Consider the following 20,372-nt stretch of genomic DNA (forward strand, 5'->3'; position numbering starts at 1 on the left):
ATCGTTAGTTGAACAGTGTCCCTCTGGGTTTCCACAAATAGACTGCTGTACTCCAGGGGCATTCATAGAGCTGCATCAGGGTTCTCTCATTGTGAGAGACGACGATCTGGTAAGTGACCGATTCTCTCTGAGGCCTGCTGGTCAGGATAACGGTGGCAGGTCTACTGATAAGAACAGGGGTTCCGCCCAGGTTAAGGGTCTGTTGGTAAAGCCTGTTCATGATGGTTGAGATGCTGCCATCTTCGGGATCGTAGGAAAAATTTTCGGCAAATGAAACTCTGTAAGTGCGCTTGTCAGCAGGCAGGTCGCCAATGTTCTTGCTAATACTGCAGTTGTTGAGATCAAGATAGCCAGAAGGGGGGCGGTTACTTTTTATAGCGGAGAGTAGCCAGCGATGCCCCATGATTTTAGCGTCAGGAAGTGCCATAGATGTGACCGGCAGGGTCATAGCCATCAGGGACACAACCATTATGGATAGTACCTTTATGGATAGTACTTTTGCATTGTATGGCCATCTCATATCTGCTTCTCTCTGGAATGGGTGTTCTGGAGACTTTATCGGCCAAGGGATTAAGAAATTTCATCGTTGTGAGTTAACCTCGTTTACCCTGATGATGGGTGCATGGAGGTTAGAATTTTCCTGTATCAACTTGTAACCCAGTGGCTCTGTGTATATCCTTTGTGCCTTTTAAAATCGTCGTGGCAATGCTCAAACACTGGGTCTTGTCAGACAGGAGCCTGTTCATGAGAGTGATTCTGTTGGGTGCCCCGGGTGCCGGTAAAGGTACGCAAGCCCAGTTCATCATGGAAGAGTTTGGTATCCCCCAGATCTCTACCGGCGATATGCTGCGCGCAGCGATCAAGGACGGTACCGAGCTGGGCCTTAAAGTCAAAGCGGTTATGGATTCCGGCGCCCTGGTTTCAGATGAAATCATCATTGAGCTGGTTAAAGAACGTATTGCCAGGGATGACTGTGCCAATGGATTCCTGTTTGATGGCTTTCCCAGAACCATTCCCCAGGCTGAAGCACTTCGTGATGCCGGCGTCGACATTGACCATGTGATCGAAATTGCCGTTGAAGATGAAGAGATTGTTCAACGCATGGCAGGAAGACGTGTTCACCCCGACAGTGGCCGAACCTATCACGTTGTCTATAACCCACCGAAGGTTGAAGGTAAAGATGATGTGACGGGTGAAGACCTGATTCAGCGTGATGACGATACGGAAGAGACCGTTCGCAAGCGTCTGGGCGTTTACCATGACCAGACGGCCCCTCTGGTCAGCTTCTATAAGTCTATTGAAGGCCAGACCCGTTATAGCCGTGTAGAGGGTGTAGGCAGTGTTGATGATATCAAGGCTAAAGTGATCAGTGCCCTGAAGCCTGGGGCTGCCTGATAAGCTCTGCTGTCTGGCATCTCATGATGCTGATCGTAAAAAAAGGACGACTGTTCGTCCTTTTTTTACGTTTTCAGGAGACTTTCTCATGAGCTGGCAACGATATAATACACCGTTAGCCGCATGAGTTACCCCTATTAGAGATACGCTGATGAAAATTCTGGCTCTAGATAGCGCTACAGAAGCCTGTTCAGTGGCACTGAATCTGGATGGCGAGATTGTTGAACATTTTGAGTTGTTACCCAGAAGGCACAGCCGTGAGCTTTTGGGAATGGTCGACAATCTACTGAAAAAACAGGCAGTCAGCCTGTCTGATCTGGACGCTTTGGCTTTTGGTTGCGGGCCAGGTGCTTTCACAGGTCTCAGAATAGCGGCTGCCATGGTGCAGGGGCTGGCATTTGCCATCGATAAGCCGGTTGTTGCTGTGTCAACTCTTAGAGCACTGGCGCAGGAAGGCTTCAGAGTGCATCAGTCAAATGCCGTACTGGCTGCTATTGATGCCCGAATGGGAGAAGTTTACTGGGGGGCCTTCAAGGAAGAGAATGGACTGATGCAGCCAGAGATAGAAGAGCGCGTTATCGTTCCCGAAAAAGTTGTCCTGCCCGATGGCAAACAGAATTGGCTGGGTATGGGGACGGGTTGGCAGTTCGAAGACCAGCTGGCAGCAAAAGTGGTGAAATGTTTTCCCGAGGCATATCCCAGGGCGGCAGATATCGCCATTCTGGCTGCGGCTGATTTCAGCGAAGGACTCAGTGTCCCTGCTGAACAAGCCAGGCCAGTCTATCTCAGAGATAAAGTGGCTCTCAAGAAAAGTGAACGATAAAACTCGTTTTCTCCTTTAACAATTAAAGCTTGATGGGAAGTGCTTTCTTCCTTTGTGAGATGACACAGAAGTCGGCATGGGCTGATATTATCCATCAGGGGAGGGAAGCTATCGTGGATAGCCTTCAGGTAATCATTCTTGCTCTGCTTCAGGGCCTGACAGAGTTTCTGCCGATTTCCAGTTCTGCTCATTTGATATTGCCTGCGCAATTGTTGGGCTGGAAGGATCAGGGTCTGGCATTTGATGTGGCGGTTCATATTGGCACATTGATCGCGGTTGTAGGATATTTTCGTAAAGACTTGATCAGAATTACTCAGGATTGGCTGGGCTCTCTGATGGGTAAAGGCTCATCGGTCAACAGTCGTCTGGGTTGGTACCTGATTTTTGCTACCTTGCCAGCGGTTGTGTTTGGTTTTGTCCTGAAGTCCTTGGGCCTGGACGAGGCTATGCGCAGTATTGCCGTCATTGCGGGGACAACCATGATATTTGGTGCGCTTCTCGGTTGGGCAGATTACAAGGGGAAAAAAATACAACCTATCGAAAAGTTAAACTTTCGTCAGGCCATGTTAATTGGTTTTGCCCAGGCTATCGCCTTGATTCCGGGCACCTCTCGCTCAGGCATAACCATGACCGCTGGCCTTATGCTCGGTTTGACCCGGGAGGCAGCAGCCCGCTTTTCGTTTTTGCTTTCTATTCCGGTCATACTCGGAGCAGGGCTGCTTCTGACACTGGACCTTGTTAAAGCGACAGAGCCGGTGGACTGGAGCGTACTCTTCTCTGGTGCCCTGTTGGCAGGCTTCAGTGCCTGGGTTTGCATATACTTCTTTCTGTCGTTTATTAATCGAATCGGATTAATGCCTTTTGTGATCTATCGCTTTATTCTCGGCGCATTACTGATTGCTGTGGTGTTGTTCTAAGCATCAGTATGTAAGGGCTTAAAGTAGCGCTACCCATCCTGTCCGGATGGGTAAATTCAGCTTCAAACTTTATATTTCAGTTGATCATTTGCAAACAGGCTTTACTTCTCATAAGTTGCAATCCGGGACTGGTCGAGCAAGACTACCTGCTTCAGACCGGTCGTAATGAGAACTCTTTTTCATAGATGGTGCTGAGATATTGGCTTTTGACCCGAGATTGATCCCCGAGGAATTGACATGACTCTGAGAATTAATGACGTTGCCCCTGATTTCACAGCTCAAACCACCCAAGGCTCTATTCGGTTTCATGACTGGATAGGTGATTCCTGGGCTATTTTATTCTCCCATCCGAAAGACTTTACACCTGTCTGTACGACAGAGCTTGGCTATATGGCCCGGCTGCAACCAGAGTTCGAACGACGCAACTGTAAGCTCATTGGTTTGAGTGTGGACCCTGTAGATGATCATGAACGCTGGGCCAGAGACATTGAGGAAACTCAGGGGCACCTGCCCCTGTACCCCATGATTGGTGACACGGACCTCAACGTAGCGAAGCTGTATAACATGCTGCCTGCTGACGCAGGTGATAGCTCAGAAGGGAGAACAGCTGCCACCAATGCTACGGTCAGAACCGTATTTATCATCGGCCCTGACAAACAGGTCAAATTGATGATGACCTATCCAATGACCACCGGCAGGAATTTTGACGAGATCCTTCGTTCTCTGGATTCTATTCAGCTGACCAGCCGATGCACCGTGGCTACCCCAGTGAACTGGCAGCCTGGTGAGGATGTGATTATTCCACCTGCGGTTTCAGAGGAAGAAGCTAAAAAGAAATTCCCGCAGGGTTGGAAGACTCTGAAGCCTTACCTGAGGGTGGTTGCTCAGCCTGATTAATGCTCGAACTAATATCTGAAACTTCCTCTATTAACAGAAACAGCAGGCCAAATGTCTGCTGTTTTTTTATGGTGCACAGTTACAGAATAGCGGTCTGGAACCAGCCCGGGAGGCCCCCTTTAGAAATGATTCGAGGTTTTCAAACAGCTCTCCGGTGATAAAATCCGATCTAACTAAACGCGTTGTGAGCAATAGGTGAATGGCCAGTTCTGTCGTAGTACAAATTCATCCGGATCCTGATAAGCAAGCCTATCTTGAGACGCTGCTGAGTTCCATGGATGGAGCCACTTACATTGAGAATCCGGCTGACTGCCGGGAAAATCAACTTATTCTGGGTTTTGAAGATGATCGCCTTTCTCTGACACGGGCTTGTGGAAAAGAAAATCCCATCAGTGTTGATTTTGTGGGTGGAAAGGCAGGCCACAGAAGAAAGTTCGGTGGCGGGAAAGGTCAGGACATAGCTAAAGCCGTGGGTTTGAATAAAGGTGTCAAACCTCATGTTCTGGATGCCACAGGTGGGCTTGGTCGAGATGCCTTCGTGCTGGCCTCTCTTGGCTGCAAGGTGACGGTCATTGAGCGCTCTCCCGTCATCGCCGCTTTGTTGGAAGACGGCATCAGAAGAGCGATAGCAGATCCGGAGGTCTCAGAGATTGCCGGACGTATGCAGCTGATCAAAGAAGACAGTCGTCATGCTATGGCGTCGAGTCTGTCCCTTGGAAAACAGTTTGATGTCGTTTATCTCGATCCCATGTTTCCGCATAAAGAGAGGTCTGCAGAGGTCAAAAAGGAAATGAAAATCTTTCAGGCACTATTATCAGGTGATCCCGATGCCGATGAGTTGCTTGAGCCTGCCCTGAAACTGGCCCAATACCGGGTGGTGATTAAAAGACCCCGGTTATCACCGGAGTTGGGCAATACCTCACCTACCTACAAACTGGAAGGAAAGGCATGCAGGTATGATATCCACGCTCTTAAAGCATTTTAGTGAAAGGTTCAGGACTAGCGGTTCCCTCTTTCATCATCCAATCATCCGACGATGAAAGAGGGTTCCCGAACCGAAAGCGAGTTAATGCTCTTCGACAGGAGCAGGTTGGGTTTTGGTGGTTTGCAGTATGCTATGACGGACTTCGCTGGTCAGGACCTTAAAGGCTTCGTCCGCGACCATTTTGACTTCATCGCCGTAGTTGAGCTTGTTAGTCCGGGTGATCTCCACGACGTTATTGAGTCTTAACTGCTCGATAAAGTTTTTGAACAGCGCCTTGTCAAAGAACTCAGGGGCATTCAACCCGTGGATAATGGACAGTCTCTGAGCCAGAACACGACTCTGGTTTTCCAGGGTTTCCTGTTCGATATTGCCGCTGTCATTACTGATCAGCAGGCTGATGACCATGAAGAAGCGCTCAAGGGTCTGGGCAATGGCACGGGAAAGCACCGTCAGGGTGACAAACTGCACTGAGCTGTAATCAGGTCGGCGGTAATAGCCGTCATGGTCACTGATGATAAGCCCTTCACTTGCCAATGTTTCCAGCCACTGGTTGACCACTTTCAGAAATCCTCTTTTACTCCATCTGAGAAAGAGCTCGGATTGAAGATAAGGGTATAAAATGGAACAGACTCGGAGAATTTCTCTTTGTGTCATGGCATTGTTGTTGATAAACAGACAGCTGAGCAGGGAAGGTACGGCAAACATATGCAGTACGTTATTCCGGTAATAAGTCATCATTACCGCCGTTTTTTCGTCAAGACTGTAAACATCTCCCAGAGAATCAGTGAATTTATTGAGTACATCCAGCTTCTCGGCATAGCGGATAACGCTATAGCCATCCATATCAGTAATAACTGTTTTTTGGCTGTAGGGAGATTTCCTGAGGAGTTGCTGATAAGTCTCAATCAGCAGAACCAGCTCCTGTTCACCCAGAGCATGACGTGGCGATGAAAGCAGGGCCATGGCAATCAGGTTAATCGGGTTGATGACTGCCGCTGAGTTAATCCCACTGGCAATTTTGAAAGCAAGTGTGTTGGTAGCTTTCTTTAGCCACTGTTGTTTAAAGTCTTCAGACTGATCCTGCTGCCATTGAGGTACTTCCTTATCCAGGAATTCACCCATGCTGACCGGGTTACCAAAGTTAATCCAGGCTTTGCCAAACTGATCCCTCAGGGCTGCCAGTGTGCGCACAACGTCAAGAGGGGACTCTTTTTTCTTGCTCTTGCCCCGCAGCTCACTCATGTAAGTGCTGACTTCCAGTAACTTCTCATAACCGATATAAACCGGCACAAACAGTATGGGTCGTCGGTTATCTCTGAGGTAGCTTCTCAGGCTGATAGAGAGCATGCCGGTTTTCGGGTTCAGGGTTCGACCGGTTCTGGAGCGGCCACCCTCAACAAAATATTCAATGGGGAATCCACGACTGGACAGGGTATGCATGTATTCATGAAAGACTGCACTGTAGAGAGGGTTGCCTCTGAAGGTTCTTCTCATAAAGAAAGCGCCGCCTTTACGGAGAATGGTGCCAACGACAGGCATATTCAGGTTGATACCGGCAGCAATATGGGGAGGTGTCAGTCCTTCATTGTAAAGAGCATAGGAAAGCAACAGATAGTCAATATGGCTGCGGTGACAGGGTACGTAAACAACGCTGTACTTCTGGGAAAGTGCTTTGATCGGTTCGATGTTATTGATCGACAGGCCGTCGTAGAGCTTGTTCCAGAACCAGGTCAAGACAATGTCCAGAAACCTGAGGACCGGATAAGAGTAGTCAGAGGCGATTTCATTGGCGTACTGTCGAGCCTTGTTCTCGGCCTCGATCAGGGTGATTTCCCGGGCAGCGGCTTCAGCTTCTATGGCTTTGCGAATCTGTGGTGTATGGATCAGGCCATTGACCAGTATTCTTCGGTGAGAGAGATCAGGACCAATGACAGACTCTCTGAGCTGACGAAAGTGCACCCTGAGAATACGACCCACCTTTCGGAGAGTGCGGCAGTGTTCCTGGCCTTCATCCACCATTTCTCTCAGGGACATGGCTGGATTAAAGTGAACCATGGTCTGTCTGCCATGGAGCAGAATGGCCATAAACTTCCTGAACCGTCCTCCCAGGCTGAAGTTCCAGTCAAAAAGGAGCTTCAGGGCGGACTGCTCTTTATCCGGGGCCCGTCCCCAGAAAATACTGACAGGAACCAGCTGAACGTCGCGGTCAGGATGCTCCTCGGTTTCCCTGAGAAGATTTGCCAGTGTATCTGCCGTTTCCGGATGCTCTCTTTGAAGCAGAACGCCTCGCTGCTGAGTCAGATAAAAATAGGCCTGATCACCGTTCTTGTGACCACTGTGAATAAACGCATAGGGTCGTGGCAGACCGGCTTTTCGACACTCCTGCTCAACTACCATCAGATCGGACAGGGAGCGGTTACGAAGTACGTAGCAGACAGGCTTGTCTGGCTGAATCCCAAGGCTTTGTGCAGTGTTGTTATGAACCGTTGTTCTAACCCAGATGAATAACAGCTTTCTCAAGCTATGAAACAAAAAGCGACTGAGAGTATTGGGTTTGTGCATGGAATTGGTCGCGGCCTGAAATCAAGAGGGTGAATGGCTGTCGGTGGATTCTAGCTTGAATAGAGGCCGTGGCGCAAAGAGGAAAGTGACTATTTCCCGGATTGAAAACAGGTTCCCGGAGTGAAGGCACGCCAGTAAGGGTTTTGTTCTTTCCTGGCGAGCAAAAGCAATGGGGAAAAGCCAGAAGCGCTTAATAGCTTCTCTGGCAGCAATAAGTTTTCAAAGAGCATTAGGCCAGGAGACCGTGCTTTCTTCGCCTGTTTCCGTCATCTGCCACCATTCATCCATATCTTCACCGTCTGACCAGGGGGCTGCATTGGCCCTCACCCGGCACCTGGCAAACTGGTTCAGGCTTCTGGCGCAGGCCATATCATCACTCCAGGGGGTTTTATTGGCTTTGAACCAGATGCTGGTCCAGGCTTTGCCAACCGCACACTCAACAATCATCACCGGCGCTGAGTCTTTCTCGCTGTGCAGCAGAAAGTCGTGGACTTTCTTGCCGCTACTAAGAACTTCAACGCTATCAAAATTAACCGTGAGCCATTTCCGGATCATCTCCAGGCTCAGGTCTTTGACATAAATTTCTAGATCTTCAACCTTGTTCATAGGGTCTGTATGTCTGAGAGTAGAGGATGAATTTAGGTCAACAGTCGCTTCAGGATGCCCTGATAAATCCGGCCCAGATCATCAAGGTCGCTGGCTTTGATACATTCATTCACTTTATGGATGGTTTTGTTGACCGGACCCAGCTCAACCACCTGGGCACCGGTTGGCGCTATAAACCGGCCATCGGAGGTGCCACCAGAGGTCGACAGCTCTGAATCTATGCCGGTTTCAGCCTTGATGGATGCCAGGGCTGCATTGACCAGCGCACCAGGGCGGGTAAGGAATGGCTGGCCGCTGATATGCCATTCAATATCGTATTCAAGGTTATGTCGATCCAGAATGGCCAGCACTCTTTCCTGCAGCGCTTTGTCAGTGACTTCAGGGGAGAAACGGAAGTTAAAGTTGACTTCGCAGTTTCCGGGAATCACATTGCTGGCACCTTCTCCGGCATGAATGTGCCAGATCTGGAAGCTGGTGGGTGGGAAGAACTCATTGCCCTGATCCCACTCTTCGCCGGTCAACTCTGATAAAGCCAGTGCCACTTCATGAACCGGATTTCTGGCCAGATGCGGATAGGCGACGTGCCCCTGAATCCCATGAATCAGCAAGTGGCCGTGCATAGAGCCCCGGCGTCCATTCTTGATGATATCGCCTACCTGGTGAGTACTGGATGGCTCGCCTACGATGCACCAGTCTATCTTTTCGTGACGGGCTTCCAGGTGCTCAATGACTTTAACGGTTCCATGCCGGGCCGGACCTTCTTCATCGCTGGTGATCAGGAAAGCAATGGAGCCTTTATGGTCAGGGTTCGCGGCCAGAAAGGTTTCGCAAGCTGTCACCATGGCAGCCAGACTGCCTTTCATATCTGCCGCGCCGCGGCCCTGCAGCATACCGTTTTCATCGACAAAAGGAGAAAAAGGAGGGTTATCCCATTTTTCTACAGGACCTGTGGGTACAACGTCGGTATGACCGGCAAATGCCAGAACCGGCGCAGAGTCTCCCCTGCGAAGCCAGATGTTTTCCACTTCACCAAACCGCAGTTTCTCTACTTTGAAGCCCAGGGGTTCCAGACGGCTGATCATCAGATCCTGGCAGCCCTCATCTTCAGGAGTGACTGAGGGACGCTGAATCAGATCTATGGCAAGTTCAATCGTAGGGGTCATGTGCAGTTTATCTGTTCTATGGTTTACAGTTTTTCACTTTGAAAAGTGATTGTACCACGTGATGTACTTGCCAGCCGAGCCAATAAAGTCTTCAGAATGCCAGGGTTTTCTGTCCAGGACCTTGAAGAAATTCACTCAGCCCAAGATCAAGACCGAAGGCTTAATCGGTCTTGATCTTGGCGGGCTCGGTCAGATCCGATAACGCTTTTAGCGTCTCTGATTTCTCTAATTCATCGGTTGCAGACTGCTTCAGTTTTTCACAGGCATTCTCGAAAGCCTTTGGCTCAAGGTAACACCCCTTAAAAATTCTTTTCAGCCGTTGTGCCAGTTCAATTTTTTCCCCACGAACACAAAAATCAATGAGCGGGTTGAGCAAGAACAATCTGCCTTCGACCGGTTTAGAAAGCAGGCAGATATAAGACCGGATAAAACTCTCGAAATTTACAATCTCATGAGGTGGCATGCGATCAACATCGACCAGAGCTTGTTGCAAAATATCCAGAACGGTTTCTTTAGTTCTCTTTTGGCCAGCAGCCCCGGGATTTGCCAGCTCAAACAGTTGCTTGACAGAGCCTTGGTGAAAATGATCCCTGAGGGCTTTGCAAAGGTCCTCGTCGTTAATGCGGATACCGTCCGATGCAACTTTCTTTGCCGACTCGTAATCACCCCTGATAAAGAAGAGATTCAGGAAGGAGTAGGCCAGCTCCTCATCCTTGATGCCGAATTTGTAAAATTCCCAAAAACACCTCTCTATCTCAGTAAAATCTTGTGGGGGCAAGCCTCGCACCCATTGGGTGTCTCTCAAACATTTTTCCAGCCCGTCAGCGAACGTTTTCCTGGCAATCTCCATGGTTTGATGATCTTGCTGATCCACCAGGGCCAGTAGCGCTTTGCTGTGGCTATGGAGGAAGCGTGGGTAAGAGTCGTCGGTATGTTTAACGTATGGCGCGTAATTCTGGACATCCTTATCGAGGGCTACCTGAAGATGATCTGCTTCCAGAATTGCCTGATGTTTATCTTTAACAGACTGGGCATGTGGAAAATCTCCCCGGACGACAAAAAGGTTCAGAGCTGAATTCGCCAGTGCATAACCACCATTGCCACAGTTGGCCAGCAAACAGTCGATAAGCTTTTTCAGCTTTATGTAATCATTTTGGGGTATTTTACGAGCAGATGGGAAATAATCCTGCAAAATGGTTTTAAGGTTATCCTCGGCTACTTGCGCAGCTTGATTCGGGGATGTCAGTTTCAGTGATGCCAGCAGTGATTTTACCCGGGCGGCATCTTTTGCACTTATGGCCTCTGCCAGAGCAGGTAAAACCTCTGTGAGTTCCATCGGAGTGGCTGGTTGTGGATCGGCTGCCGGGATGGAGCCTGTGTGTGCAGAGCTGCCGGAGACAGAAGCAGCGATTGTCCTGTCGGAAAGAGCTGAAGCAGTGTCTGTACCGGTTTCTCCGTAGCCAATAGCGCGGAAGAAACCGTTATAGATAGCGCCAAACCAGCTGTTTACTGCCCTTCCGTTATCAGCCCTTCCTGAGGTGTCTGTTGACTGGACAGATTGCTCCTGCCTGATTGAGCTGTCTAGTGGCAGTGATGATGGGGATTTTAATGGTTGCATAGTAAGTTACCTCTCTAAATTTAATTGTCGGTATCTATTTGGACAACAGAAAGTGCAACTAGTTCCAGACAGTCAAAAAGAAGAGTCAAAAAGAAGAGTCAAAAAAAAGAGTCAGCACTGTTTTCTCTTTCAATTGTTGCAGGAACCTTATGGCCTTAAATTCAGATCCGGTGCGCTTTAGCGCAGAATAAACAAGCTGATTCTGAGCAGGCACACGGCGATTCTGCCAACAATAGTGTCCATTTCACTAACCCATATATAGGAACTCTTCGGAGCCTTCTGTCATCTAATTAATAGCGGGTTGTATCGCAATACCTGACGAGCTGATTAAGGTTTTTTTTGGAGAAAAAGTACTATGGACCGCTTACACCCTTTATTACTGACGAGTTTGCTATTTTTTTCTGTTCAGGTTTTAGGCGGGGTATTTTCACCCGGCTATCCGTCGGCCTACCGCTACTTCCCGGAGCTGGCAGGCGCCCTTGATAAAGACTTTGATGGCCTGCTCTCCTATGATGAGCTGATTGAGGGCTACCATGCACCCTATCTGAACAAAGACCTTTACCAGACCATCAGACTTTATCTTGTTAATTTCGAGTCATGGCAAAACCCTGTCACTGCCTCATTAAGCAGAGAAAGCATTGAATTGGCTGAACTGTCGGGGCGAGTCGCAAAGTATCACCACGAGCAGGACAACAGCTTCTGGGATGTCTGGCTTGCAAAACCCGAACGGCAACCGTTTGCCGACGGCTACAGACGACTTTTTCCTCAAGGTCTGACGAGTATTACTCCGGATAATCTCCTGCAGGGGTATTTTCCAGATTGTATTCTGATCGCTTGGCTGGCCTCAATAGCCAGCTCAGAAACGGGAAAAAGACTCGCATTCAATTACTTTTATCCCTTCGATGAACAGACGTTTGAAATTGTTTTTCCCGGGATTGCTAAAGGCGAAGTGATTCAATTCAGAGAAGTTGAGCGTTACTCACACTTTGCCGAAACACGCGATGGCGGTATCTGGCTGGCGATGCTGGAAGCCGCTTATGCGCATCTGTCGAAAAAATATTATAACGTACGGGGACGAAATGATCGGGCGCGATTCGAGTATCATCAATATTCTGAGCTGGTCAAAGTACTCCCATCAATAGCCAATGAGGTACTCATGAATTCACTTTCCGGGCACATCAACCCGGAGTTTGAATCTCAGGCTCGGTTAAAGATGCTACTCAACTTTTTTGTGGATGATGAAAAAGCAGCAACTTTTTTTATTTCCTCAGCGTTGTCAGCCCCCTTGAAGCTAAGGCCATTCGAGGGAATCGAACCCCGGCACGCCTATAGTCTGATCGGTTATGACAAAGAAAAAGAGATTGTTTATATTCGTGACCCTCATGGTCGTTCTGATGCGGTTGAAAGTCTCCTTACCATTAATAGACATATTCAACCTGCTTCTTCAGAAAATAAAGTAATATATGAATACATGGCGAGTAATCCCAGTTCCCCTGACTATGGTTTCGCTTTAGGCCTGACAGAGTCTCTGATTACCGTTATTCTTAATCAAACTTTTCCGAAGGCATTAGCTGCAGGGCAGGGCGTCATTCCTTTAAATATTGCAAGATCGAAGCCTACAGCAGAGAGAAGCCCTGCCAGGACCGGCATCATTGAAATGACTATACAACAGGTGATTGATACCTTTAATTTCATGTACGTCAGCATGTGCGGACCTTACCAATGTCCAAATGACGAGTGAGACTAAACCGATAAAAAAATACATCGCATAAATACCGTCTATACTTTCTTGCCCTATCTACCAGTAAACACAGAGTTGTTATGACTACGTTAATGCCGACTTTATTCAGCTGCCCGAAATGGAGTTTCAAAGAGTATTGGCAGTCTCTCAGGTCTAATACACGACATGGTTTTTTTAAAAAAGTCTATCGATCCGCATGTTTTATTCTGGCTCTGATATTCCTCAGTCCCGTTGTTTTATCAGACACGCTGAAAATTGCGGTTGCATCCAACTTTTACCCGACAGCTGTTGAGTTGAGAAAAACCTTTAATAAACTCCATCCGGACATTGAGCTTACGCTGGTAAAAGGCGCAAGTGATGATTTGTTTGATCGTATTATTAATGACGAGCCCTTCGACGTCTTTCTCAGTGCAGATGAAACCCACCCGGCTACGCTGGTGCGGCTAGAAAAAGCCAAACCGAAGTCACGGAAAACCTATGCGTTTGGTCGGCTTGCGTTCTTGCACAAGATGGGTAACCAGACCGAAGATCATGGTCACGGTCATGGAAAAGAGACTATAACACTGAAGGAGTTGGGTGACTTTATCTCCAAGCATCGCAATGAGACAGTCTATATACCGGATCCTAAGGATTCTCCCTACGGCAAGAGGGCGGAGGATCTGCTTGAGGCTGCGGGGTTGTACTATCCCTTGAATGTAATGAGGAGAATCAAGATCGAAAACAGTACCCATGATGTCTGGAACAACAACATAAACAAAACAGAGCTATTTGCTCTGCTCCCGGCCTCATTAGTGTTTCATGAAGAAGATGATCACTCCAGGGATTCACATCATGTTAGGCACAATTATCCCAAAGATGACGAGGTGTCCCTGTTAAAAGACAATGATTTTCATCGTCTCAGGCAGGAAATGGTAATAATAGAGGGTTCTACCAGCATCAAAGCAGCTGAAACCTTTGCAGCGTTTATGCTGTCACCTACCACTCAAGCCTATATTGGAACTCATGGTTACTACCCTGCAAGTTATAAAGAGGTTTGCGATCCGGCTAACACTTCGTCCGCTGTCAGTTATTTTTCAGCGATTCCTTATGCTGGTATTCTGTCTGCTGTTACTTCCGCAGCTGTTGCCGCCTGGATTAACAGAGGTCACTGCGGTTTCTAAAGCGCTATACTCCATAAGGTTCGTCCGGAGCTTGTCGAAATGTGTTGCCATTATTCTTCGACAAGCTCAGGACGGACGGAGTCTCGGTGCCTGGTCAGGTACTAATAGGTCAGGAAGTCTTTTTTTTGAATTCACACAAATCTTCAATAATGCAGCTGCCGCACTGAGGTTTTCTGGCCTTACAGACATAGCGACCATGAAGAATGAGCCAGTGGTGAGCGTCCAGAAGAAATTCTTTGGGAACCAGTCTGACCAGTTTTTTTTCCACTTCCAGAACATTCTTGCCCGGAGCGATTCCGGTTCGGTTGGAAACCCTGAATATATGAGTGTCTACAGCCATAGCAGGTTGCTTGAAAGCGGTGTTCAGCACAACGTTTGCGGTTTTTCTGCCCACACCGGGTAGTGCTTCGAGGGCTTCGCGGTTATCAGGGACTTGGCCGTCGTGGTGTTCGAGCAGCATTCTACAGGTCTTGATGACATTTTCGGCTTTGGCATTGAACAGGCCAATGGTTTTGATGAACTCCTTCAGACCTTCAAGACCGAGATCCAAAATGGCCCGGGGTGTATTGGCCACCGGGAATAATTTATCTGTCGCTTTGTTAACGCCAACATCCGTTGCCTGAGCTGAAAGAATCACGGCGATCAAAAGCTCAAAGGATGAGGAGTAATTGAGCTCTGTCGTCGGGTTAGGGTTCTGGTCCCGTAACCGGGTAAAAATTCGGGTCCTTTTTTCTTTATTCATTAGATATTTCCAGTTACTCGAACACGTTTACTGCCCACTTCTGATAACGGTTCCTGAGCCTTTCTGGTTTCTTCCAGCTTTTTGTCGATGACATTCTTGATGGCGATAAGAAAGCCCATGAATACGAAGGCTCCGGGAGGAAGAATGGCGAACAGAAACTGTTTGTAGTCCTGAAAAACGACAATTGTCCAGTTTTGTGCGACAGGGCCCAGCAGCAGGTCCATACTTGAGAATAGTGTTCCCTGACCGATCAGTTCCCGAAGCGCTCCCAGCAGAACCAGAATGGCAGCAAAGCCTGCTCCCATCATAAACCCATCAAAAGCGGCAGGAATCACGGGTTGCCTGGAGGCGTAGGCATCTGCACGGCCCAAAATAATGCAGTTGGTGACAATCAGGGGAATGAAGATACCCAGAATCCTGTACAGTTCATAAGTGTAGGCCTGCATCAAAAGCTCTATGCAGGTGGTAAAGGAGGCGATGACCATAACAAAAACGGGGAGGCGAATCGCGTCAGTCACCTGATGTCGAATCAGGGAAACAACGATGTTTGAGCCCATGACAACAAGCATGGTCGCAACTCCCAGTCCCAGAGCGTTAACTACGGTGTTGGATACACCCAGCAAGGGGCAAAGACCCAGCAGTTGGACCAGGGCCGGGTTATTTTTCCAGAGTCCGTCCCAGGCAATCTTGGCGGCAGATTGATCGGCAAATAATGATTTTTTCTGCAGCGCTGAATCAGTAGCAACGTCATTGGTCATTTTTCTGCACCTCTTTCTTCGCGCAAGGCTGTCTCTCCCTTCAAGTCAGTCTCTTCGCTTAGAGTAGTTTCTCCGTTCATGGCTGCCTCGCCCTCTTTAAAGAGTGCTTGCCTGTGAGCGTCAAAATAGTTCAGGGTTCGATAAACGGAACCGACAACAGCCCTGGGGGTTATAGTAGCTCCGGTGAACTGGTCAAACTGGCCGCCATCTTTCTTGACACCCCAATCTTCAGGGGCAGGGTCCAGCAGCGATTTACCCTGGAACTGCAAAATCCAGTCAGACACTTTGGTGTCTATTTTATCACCGAGTCCGGGTGTTTCCTTATGTTGGGTAGCTCTGACACCAGCCAGGGTTCCGTCGGTATAAATACCCACCAGCAGATCGATTTTTCCGGCATAGCCGTCGGGGGCTACGGCGGGGAGAATAACTGCCACAGGCTTGTTATTCCTGAAAGCTACGTAGCCATACTTTTCGGTAGAGGTTGCCAGCAAATCATTGGCCGGGATGGTAATTCGGGCATCCAGAATGTTGTTGTCGTGTGTCTTACCCGGAAGAATTTCTTTCAGAGCCCTGGCTTCAAAGGCACGAACCTGGGCATGAATCTTCTTCTCTGTCAAAACAAAAGTCGCAGCGATAAGGCCTACGGTCAGAATGGCGAACAGACCCAGTGTCAGACTGTTGTGGACGATGCTACTGGTCAGACCGCCAGAAGGTGTCTTCTGTTGAGAAGACGCCTCTGGCTCATTTTGACTTTCTTTATCTACAGGTATTCGTGAGTCACTCATTTCGCATTATTCACTCAGGGCTGCTTAGGCAAACCCTTGTTGGGCTTTTTATGACCATAGGTTCTGGGCTGGGTGTAATAATCAATCATGGGTGCAGCCATATTCATTAACAGTGTGGCGAAGGCGACACCGTCAGGATACCCGCCCCAGACTCGGATAACGTAAACAAGAATCCCTATGCCAGCGCCAAAGATCAGCCTGCCCTTGTTGCTGGTAGCACTGCTGACGGGATCGGTAATGATGAAAAAGGCGCCGAGCATAGTGGCACCACTGAATAAATGGAACAGTGGTGAGCCGTGGCTGCCAGATCCGGTGCCACCCCAGAACAGGGTAGACATCACCAGCAGGGCTGCCAGCATTCCCACTGGTGCGTGCCAGGTGAAAACTTTTTTGTAGAGCAGGAAAAGGCCACCCAACAGATAAGCAAGGTTGATCCAGAGCCAGCCTCTGCCAGCAAAATATTGCAAGGCTGTATTCTCTGACCAGAGTTCTTTCATGGTCAGAGATGTATTCTCCCGAACGATATCCAGCGGCGTTGCCATACTGATGGCATCAACATTAACGGGTTGGCCGAACAATGGAAAAATGGTGAAAAGCGCATCGCTGAAACTTTTCACTGCAGCCTGACCCTCTGCGCCTGTTGCTGAACCCAGTGGAGGTAACCACTGTGTCATTTCCTGAGGGAAAGAGATCAGTAGCAGCACATAGCCTAACATGGCCGGGTTAAATGGATTGTTGCCCAACCCCCCATAGAGCTGCTTGCCAATGATAATAGCGAAGGAGGTCCCTATCAGGGTTAGCCACCATGGAGACAGAGGTGGCAGTGCCAGGGCCAGCAGCACGGCAGTGACAATCGCAGAACCATCAGAGAGATAAAAGCCGATAGGGCGTTGTCGTATTTTCAGCACCAAGGCTTCCGAGCCCAGTGCAATGAATACGCACCAGACGAGATTGATCAGCGTTCCCCAGCCAAAAAAGACTGTCTGCATGGCCAGACCCGGCATTGCTGCCAGTAGGACCCATTTCATTACCTGCTGCGTGCTGTTCGGGCTGCGAGCATGGGGGGATGTCTGCCTTACCAGGGTCATCGTAAATTCCGACTGTTTATTAAATGAGATTTAACCTGCTGCGGTCAGAGCATTTTCAGCTTCAGCTGCTTTGGCTTGTGCTTCCATCAGCGCAGCTTCCAGGGCATGAGTATCGCCTTCGGCGTTATCCAGTGCCCTTTGGGCTTTCTTGAGAGCGGCTCTGGCCATGGCGTTCTCAATTTTCAATTTCTTAAGGTCGTCGCTGGCTTCTACTTTTGCCGGGGATGATGGTCTGGTCGTCTCCGGTTCGCTATCAGCAACGGATGCTTTTCCAGATTCCAGCTGTTCAAGCTTTTGCCGACATTCGTCTATTTTTTCCTGAAGGGGTACTGTGTCAATGGAGCCCGATTCCCGGGCTTTAGCCATTTCGCGCTCAGCCTTCTTCAAAGCTGCTTTGGCCATTGCACGCTCAACTTTCAGTTTTTTGTCATCCGCTGCGGGTTTTGCAGGCTTTTCTAGATCGGCGTTAGCACATTCTTTGGCCAGACGCTCTGCTTTCTGGCGGCACTCTTCTACAGTGTCCTCGAGGGCTTCTGTTTCAGAGCTGCCTTCTTCGAGTGCTGTGGCCAAAGCTCTTTCTGCTTTTTTCAAGGCCGCTTTAGCCATAGCGGATTCTATTTTCAGCTTTTTGGCGGCTTCTTCATCAAGGGCTTTTTCAGTTTTCGGCGGCTGTTTTATAGCTGAAGACTGTTTTATAGCTGAAGGCTGTTTTATAGCTGAAGGCTCTGAAACGGCTGCAGCATCAAAATCTTTCTGCAGTTTTGCCACCTGGTTCTCCAGCATACTGACGTCAGCACTTAGCTTGTCAACGTCGCCTTCTGCTTTCTCTTGAGCCTGAATCAGAGCTCTGCGGGTTTTCTTCAGCTGGGCGTTGGCCAGAGACAATTGGATCCTGAGCTCTTTCTGATCTCCTGACAGTGTCGCTTTTGCCGGCTTGCTGGTAGCTGTGCCAGTGGCTGCTTTTTTGGCTTTGGCCCTTTCAATGGCGGCCTGGACAGGGTCCGGGGCTGCTGATGAAACTTTATTGCCTGAAGCCGCCTTCTCAGCTTTTAACCTGGCAGCGCGTTCAGCATTAGCCTTACGCCTGGCTTCTTTTTCAGCCTGCTCTTTTTCCAGACGGGCCTGGCGATTTTCGTAGCGAACTTTAGAGCGCTCTGCTTTGGCATGTCTGGCTTCCTGAGCCCGAATTTCACCTTTTGAGGCGCGGTAATATTGAACCAGTGGAATACTGCTCGGGCAAACATAGGAGCAGGCACCGCATTCGATACAGTCAAACAGGTTATGATGCTTCAGCTGCTCATGATTTTCTGATTTCGCATGCCAGTAAAGCTGTTGAGGCAGCAAAGAGGAAGGACAGGCTTCTGCGCACATACCACAGCGAATACAGGCCTGAGCGGGCATAGCCGGAGGGAATTCTTCCCGGGTTCCGGCAATCAGGCAGTTGCTGGTTTTGGTGACAGGGACATCCTGCTCATTGAGCGTGAAACCCATCATAGGGCCACCCATAATCAATGTTTCCAGCTCCTGATCATTGATACCTGCACAGGAGAGAAGGTGTCTGGCGGGTGTGCCCAGAAGAACTTCGAGATTACCCGGGCTTGAGAGGGCTTTGCCGGTCATGGTGGTGATTCTGGAAATCAGGGGCTTTCCATGCTGGACAGCCTCGTAGACAGCCACCGTCGTGCCGATATTCTGAACAGCAATACCCAAATCAGAAGGCAGTTTCCCGGAGGGTATCTCAAGACCTGTCAGTATTTGAATCAGCTGCTTTTCACCACCGGAAGGGTATTTGGTTGGGAAGACGACCACTTTCATCCTGTGACCGTTGTCGCACAGAGCAACGGCTTTTTTAACAGCTTCAATCGCTTCTGGCTTGTTGTCTTCAATGCCGATCAGGCAGCATTCGGCATTGAGAAGGTGTTGCAAAATCTCTGCGCCGGCAATAATGCTGTCGGCACGTTCTCTCATCAGCATGTCATCAGCCGTGATATACGGCTCACATTCCGAGCCATTCAGGATCAGGGTGTGTACCGGGCTCCTTGGCGATAGCTTGACTGCGGTTGGGAAGCCTGCTCCGCCCATACCCGCAATACCTGACTGGCGGATAAGTTCAAGCAGGGTGGCTGGCTCAACAGAAGTATAATCGTTGACGGGCTTTAGCTCACACCATTGATCTTTTCCATCCGGAACCAATGTAATGCACTCGTCGTGCATCCCGGAGGGATGGGGAATAGCTTGCGAACTTATTGCAGTTACAGTGCCTGAGGTAGGTGCGTGAACGGGCACACTGACAAAGCCGGTCGCTTTGGCAATCATCTGTCCCTTCAATACGGTGTCGCCAACAGAAACAATGGGTTGTGCTGGAGATCCCGCGTGCTGTGACAATGGCAGAATCAACTTCTCCGGCATGGGAGTCGGCCTGATTGGCGTGCGGTTGGACTGGTGCTTGTTTTCTTCAGGATGAACACCACCCGTCAGAGGCCAAACTTTGCCTCTGGACAAGTGCCCGGATTCAGTAATATCCCTGAGAGGCAAATTCATAGGGCTTGACCTCTCATGTCAGTGGCTATCAGGTCGGGTTCTGCTCTGGAGGGCAGGTTCCAGCTCCAGGTACGGGTGGTTGTTTCGATGGTTACCATGTCTATGCAATCAACAGGACAGGGTTCAACACAGAGATCACAGCCGGTGCATTCATCTTTCATAACCGTATGCATCTGCTTGGCAGCGCCGAGAATGGCATCAACCGGGCAAGCCTGTAGACATTTGGTGCAACCGATACACTCATCTTCCCGGATATAAGCGACCATGGGTGGTTTTTCGGCGCCGTGCTCTTCGTCCAGTGGCTCTGGCTCTACATCCAGAAGGTCAGCCAGTGCATTGATAGTGGACTGACCACCGGGAGGGCAACGATTAATGGATTCACCGCTGACAATTGCTTCTGCATAGGGACGACAGCCCGGAAAACCACATTGACCGCACTGGGTCTGGGGCAGTAGTTCATTCACCTGGTCGATAATAGGGTTGCCTTCCACCTTGAAGCGAACGCTGGCAAAACCCAGTATGGCGCCAAAAACGAGCGCCAGGGCAAGAAGGGCGATAATAGCGAAAATGACGATTTCCATAAACCTTGAC

Annotated in this window: 18 protein-coding genes; 7 read left to right on the forward strand and 11 right to left on the reverse strand. The window is 49.2% G+C overall.

Annotated elements, in window-relative coordinates; all coding sequences use genetic code 11:
- Window positions 1-4 precede the first annotated feature (4 nt).
- Window positions 5-520, reverse strand: coding sequence for a hypothetical protein (locus tag ACO6VG_RS13450; RefSeq protein ID WP_422408789.1), 516 nt, complete (start codon window positions 518-520; stop codon window positions 5-7).
- Between the two features lie 224 nt (window positions 521-744).
- Between ACO6VG_RS13450 and adk the strand changes: the two genes are divergently transcribed.
- From adk to ACO6VG_RS13475, 5 genes are all read left to right on the forward strand, one after another.
- Window positions 745-1,395: an adenylate kinase gene (gene adk / locus ACO6VG_RS13455; protein ID WP_422132756.1), complete on the forward strand. Its 651-nt coding sequence runs from the start codon at window positions 745-747 to the stop codon at window positions 1,393-1,395.
- Window positions 1,396-1,546: 151 nt separating this feature from the next.
- A complete protein-coding gene (gene tsaB, locus ACO6VG_RS13460; protein WP_422474317.1) occupies window positions 1,547-2,218 on the forward strand; it encodes a tRNA (adenosine(37)-N6)-threonylcarbamoyltransferase complex dimerization subunit type 1 TsaB in 672 nt (223 codons plus the stop codon).
- Between the two features lie 113 nt (window positions 2,219-2,331).
- Window positions 2,332-3,135, forward strand: coding sequence for an undecaprenyl-diphosphate phosphatase (locus tag ACO6VG_RS13465; protein WP_422474319.1), 804 nt, complete (start codon window positions 2,332-2,334; stop codon window positions 3,133-3,135).
- 237 nt (window positions 3,136-3,372) lie between these two features.
- Window positions 3,373-4,032 (forward strand): peroxiredoxin, encoded by a 660-nt coding sequence (locus tag ACO6VG_RS13470; RefSeq protein ID WP_422132759.1) that lies wholly within the window; start codon window positions 3,373-3,375, stop codon window positions 4,030-4,032.
- Window positions 4,033-4,231: 199 nt separating this feature from the next.
- Complete coding sequence (locus ACO6VG_RS13475) at window positions 4,232-5,017, forward strand: class I SAM-dependent methyltransferase (RefSeq protein ID WP_422474321.1); 786 nt, start codon at window positions 4,232-4,234, stop codon at window positions 5,015-5,017.
- A gap of 81 nt (window positions 5,018-5,098) precedes the next feature.
- Here ACO6VG_RS13475 and plsB read toward each other — a convergent pair whose 3' ends face one another.
- From plsB to ACO6VG_RS13495, 4 genes are all read right to left on the reverse strand, one after another.
- Window positions 5,099-7,579 carry a glycerol-3-phosphate 1-O-acyltransferase PlsB gene (plsB, locus tag ACO6VG_RS13480; RefSeq protein WP_422132761.1) on the reverse strand — a complete coding sequence of 827 codons (2,481 nt, stop codon included), beginning with the start codon at window positions 7,577-7,579 and terminating at the stop codon, window positions 5,099-5,101.
- A 219-nt stretch (window positions 7,580-7,798) separates the two neighbouring features.
- Complete coding sequence (locus tag ACO6VG_RS13485; RefSeq protein WP_422132762.1) at window positions 7,799-8,185, reverse strand: hypothetical protein; 387 nt, start codon at window positions 8,183-8,185, stop codon at window positions 7,799-7,801.
- Window positions 8,186-8,217: 32 nt separating this feature from the next.
- Window positions 8,218-9,348 (reverse strand): succinyl-diaminopimelate desuccinylase, encoded by a 1,131-nt coding sequence (dapE, locus tag ACO6VG_RS13490; RefSeq protein ID WP_422132763.1) that lies wholly within the window; start codon window positions 9,346-9,348, stop codon window positions 8,218-8,220.
- Between the two features lie 160 nt (window positions 9,349-9,508).
- Window positions 9,509-10,966 carry a hypothetical protein gene (locus ACO6VG_RS13495; protein WP_422474323.1) on the reverse strand — a complete coding sequence of 486 codons (1,458 nt, stop codon included), beginning with the start codon at window positions 10,964-10,966 and terminating at the stop codon, window positions 9,509-9,511.
- Between the two features lie 355 nt (window positions 10,967-11,321).
- Here ACO6VG_RS13495 and ACO6VG_RS13500 point away from each other — a divergent pair, with 355 nt between their 5' ends.
- A complete protein-coding gene (locus tag ACO6VG_RS13500; RefSeq protein WP_422474325.1) occupies window positions 11,322-12,707 on the forward strand; it encodes a hypothetical protein in 1,386 nt (461 codons plus the stop codon).
- Window positions 12,708-12,787: 80 nt separating this feature from the next.
- Complete coding sequence (locus ACO6VG_RS13505) at window positions 12,788-13,867, forward strand: substrate-binding domain-containing protein (protein ID WP_422132766.1); 1,080 nt, start codon at window positions 12,788-12,790, stop codon at window positions 13,865-13,867.
- Between the two features lie 109 nt (window positions 13,868-13,976).
- Here the strand turns inward: ACO6VG_RS13505 and nth are convergent, their stop codons facing one another.
- Genes nth through rsxB form a run of 6 tightly spaced genes read right to left on the reverse strand, consistent with a single transcriptional unit; the run spans window position 13,977 to window position 20,362 of the window.
- Window positions 13,977-14,609: an endonuclease III gene (gene nth / locus ACO6VG_RS13510; RefSeq protein WP_422474327.1), complete on the reverse strand. Its 633-nt coding sequence runs from the start codon at window positions 14,607-14,609 to the stop codon at window positions 13,977-13,979.
- Window positions 14,609-15,367 carry an electron transport complex subunit E gene (locus tag ACO6VG_RS13515; protein WP_422132768.1) on the reverse strand — a complete coding sequence of 253 codons (759 nt, stop codon included), beginning with the start codon at window positions 15,365-15,367 and terminating at the stop codon, window positions 14,609-14,611. Before ACO6VG_RS13515 ends, nth begins: the two co-directional genes overlap by 1 nt.
- A complete protein-coding gene (gene rsxG, locus ACO6VG_RS13520; RefSeq protein WP_422137369.1) occupies window positions 15,364-16,152 on the reverse strand; it encodes an electron transport complex subunit RsxG in 789 nt (262 codons plus the stop codon). The genes ACO6VG_RS13515 and rsxG overlap by 4 nt, the downstream gene beginning before the upstream one ends.
- 14 nt (window positions 16,153-16,166) lie before the next feature.
- Window positions 16,167-17,240, reverse strand: a complete 1,074-nt coding sequence (gene rsxD, locus ACO6VG_RS13525; protein ID WP_422132770.1) for an electron transport complex subunit RsxD — start codon at window positions 17,238-17,240, stop codon at window positions 16,167-16,169.
- Between the two features lie 30 nt (window positions 17,241-17,270).
- Window positions 17,271-19,781, reverse strand: a complete 2,511-nt coding sequence (rsxC, locus tag ACO6VG_RS13530; protein WP_422474329.1) for an electron transport complex subunit RsxC — start codon at window positions 19,779-19,781, stop codon at window positions 17,271-17,273.
- Window positions 19,778-20,362, reverse strand: a complete 585-nt coding sequence (gene rsxB / locus ACO6VG_RS13535) for an electron transport complex subunit RsxB (protein WP_422137371.1) — start codon at window positions 20,360-20,362, stop codon at window positions 19,778-19,780. Before rsxB ends, rsxC begins: the two co-directional genes overlap by 4 nt.
- Window positions 20,363-20,372 lie beyond the last annotated feature (10 nt).

It is taken from the genome of Endozoicomonas sp. ALB032 (assembly GCF_049310125.1).
Classification (GTDB): Bacteria; Pseudomonadota; Gammaproteobacteria; order Pseudomonadales; family Endozoicomonadaceae; genus Endozoicomonas_A.

Coding starts and splice junctions, on each gene's coding strand:
- plsB (WP_422132761.1), bottom strand. CDS start 7,579: ATGCACAAACCCAATACTCTCAGTCGCTTTTTGTTTCATAGCTTGAGA.
- rsxB (WP_422137371.1), bottom strand. CDS start 20,362: ATGGAAATCGTCATTTTCGCTATTATCGCCCTTCTTGCCCTGGCGCTC.
- rsxG (WP_422137369.1), bottom strand. CDS start 16,152: ATGAGTGACTCACGAATACCTGTAGATAAAGAAAGTCAAAATGAGCCA.
- ACO6VG_RS13505 (WP_422132766.1), top strand. CDS start 12,788: ATGACTACGTTAATGCCGACTTTATTCAGCTGCCCGAAATGGAGTTTC.
- nth (WP_422474327.1), bottom strand. CDS start 14,609: ATGAATAAAGAAAAAAGGACCCGAATTTTTACCCGGTTACGGGACCAG.
- ACO6VG_RS13475 (WP_422474321.1), top strand. CDS start 4,232: ATGGCCAGTTCTGTCGTAGTACAAATTCATCCGGATCCTGATAAGCAA.
- ACO6VG_RS13485 (WP_422132762.1), bottom strand. CDS start 8,185: ATGAACAAGGTTGAAGATCTAGAAATTTATGTCAAAGACCTGAGCCTG.
- dapE (WP_422132763.1), bottom strand. CDS start 9,348: ATGACCCCTACGATTGAACTTGCCATAGATCTGATTCAGCGTCCCTCA.
- ACO6VG_RS13470 (WP_422132759.1), top strand. CDS start 3,373: ATGACTCTGAGAATTAATGACGTTGCCCCTGATTTCACAGCTCAAACC.
- ACO6VG_RS13495 (WP_422474323.1), bottom strand. CDS start 10,966: ATGCAACCATTAAAATCCCCATCATCACTGCCACTAGACAGCTCAATC.
- adk (WP_422132756.1), top strand. CDS start 745: ATGAGAGTGATTCTGTTGGGTGCCCCGGGTGCCGGTAAAGGTACGCAA.
- ACO6VG_RS13515 (WP_422132768.1), bottom strand. CDS start 15,367: ATGACCAATGACGTTGCTACTGATTCAGCGCTGCAGAAAAAATCATTA.
- ACO6VG_RS13450 (WP_422408789.1), bottom strand. CDS start 520: ATGAGATGGCCATACAATGCAAAAGTACTATCCATAAAGGTACTATCC.
- tsaB (WP_422474317.1), top strand. CDS start 1,547: ATGAAAATTCTGGCTCTAGATAGCGCTACAGAAGCCTGTTCAGTGGCA.
- rsxC (WP_422474329.1), bottom strand. CDS start 19,781: ATGAATTTGCCTCTCAGGGATATTACTGAATCCGGGCACTTGTCCAGA.
- rsxD (WP_422132770.1), bottom strand. CDS start 17,240: ATGACCCTGGTAAGGCAGACATCCCCCCATGCTCGCAGCCCGAACAGC.
- ACO6VG_RS13500 (WP_422474325.1), top strand. CDS start 11,322: ATGGACCGCTTACACCCTTTATTACTGACGAGTTTGCTATTTTTTTCT.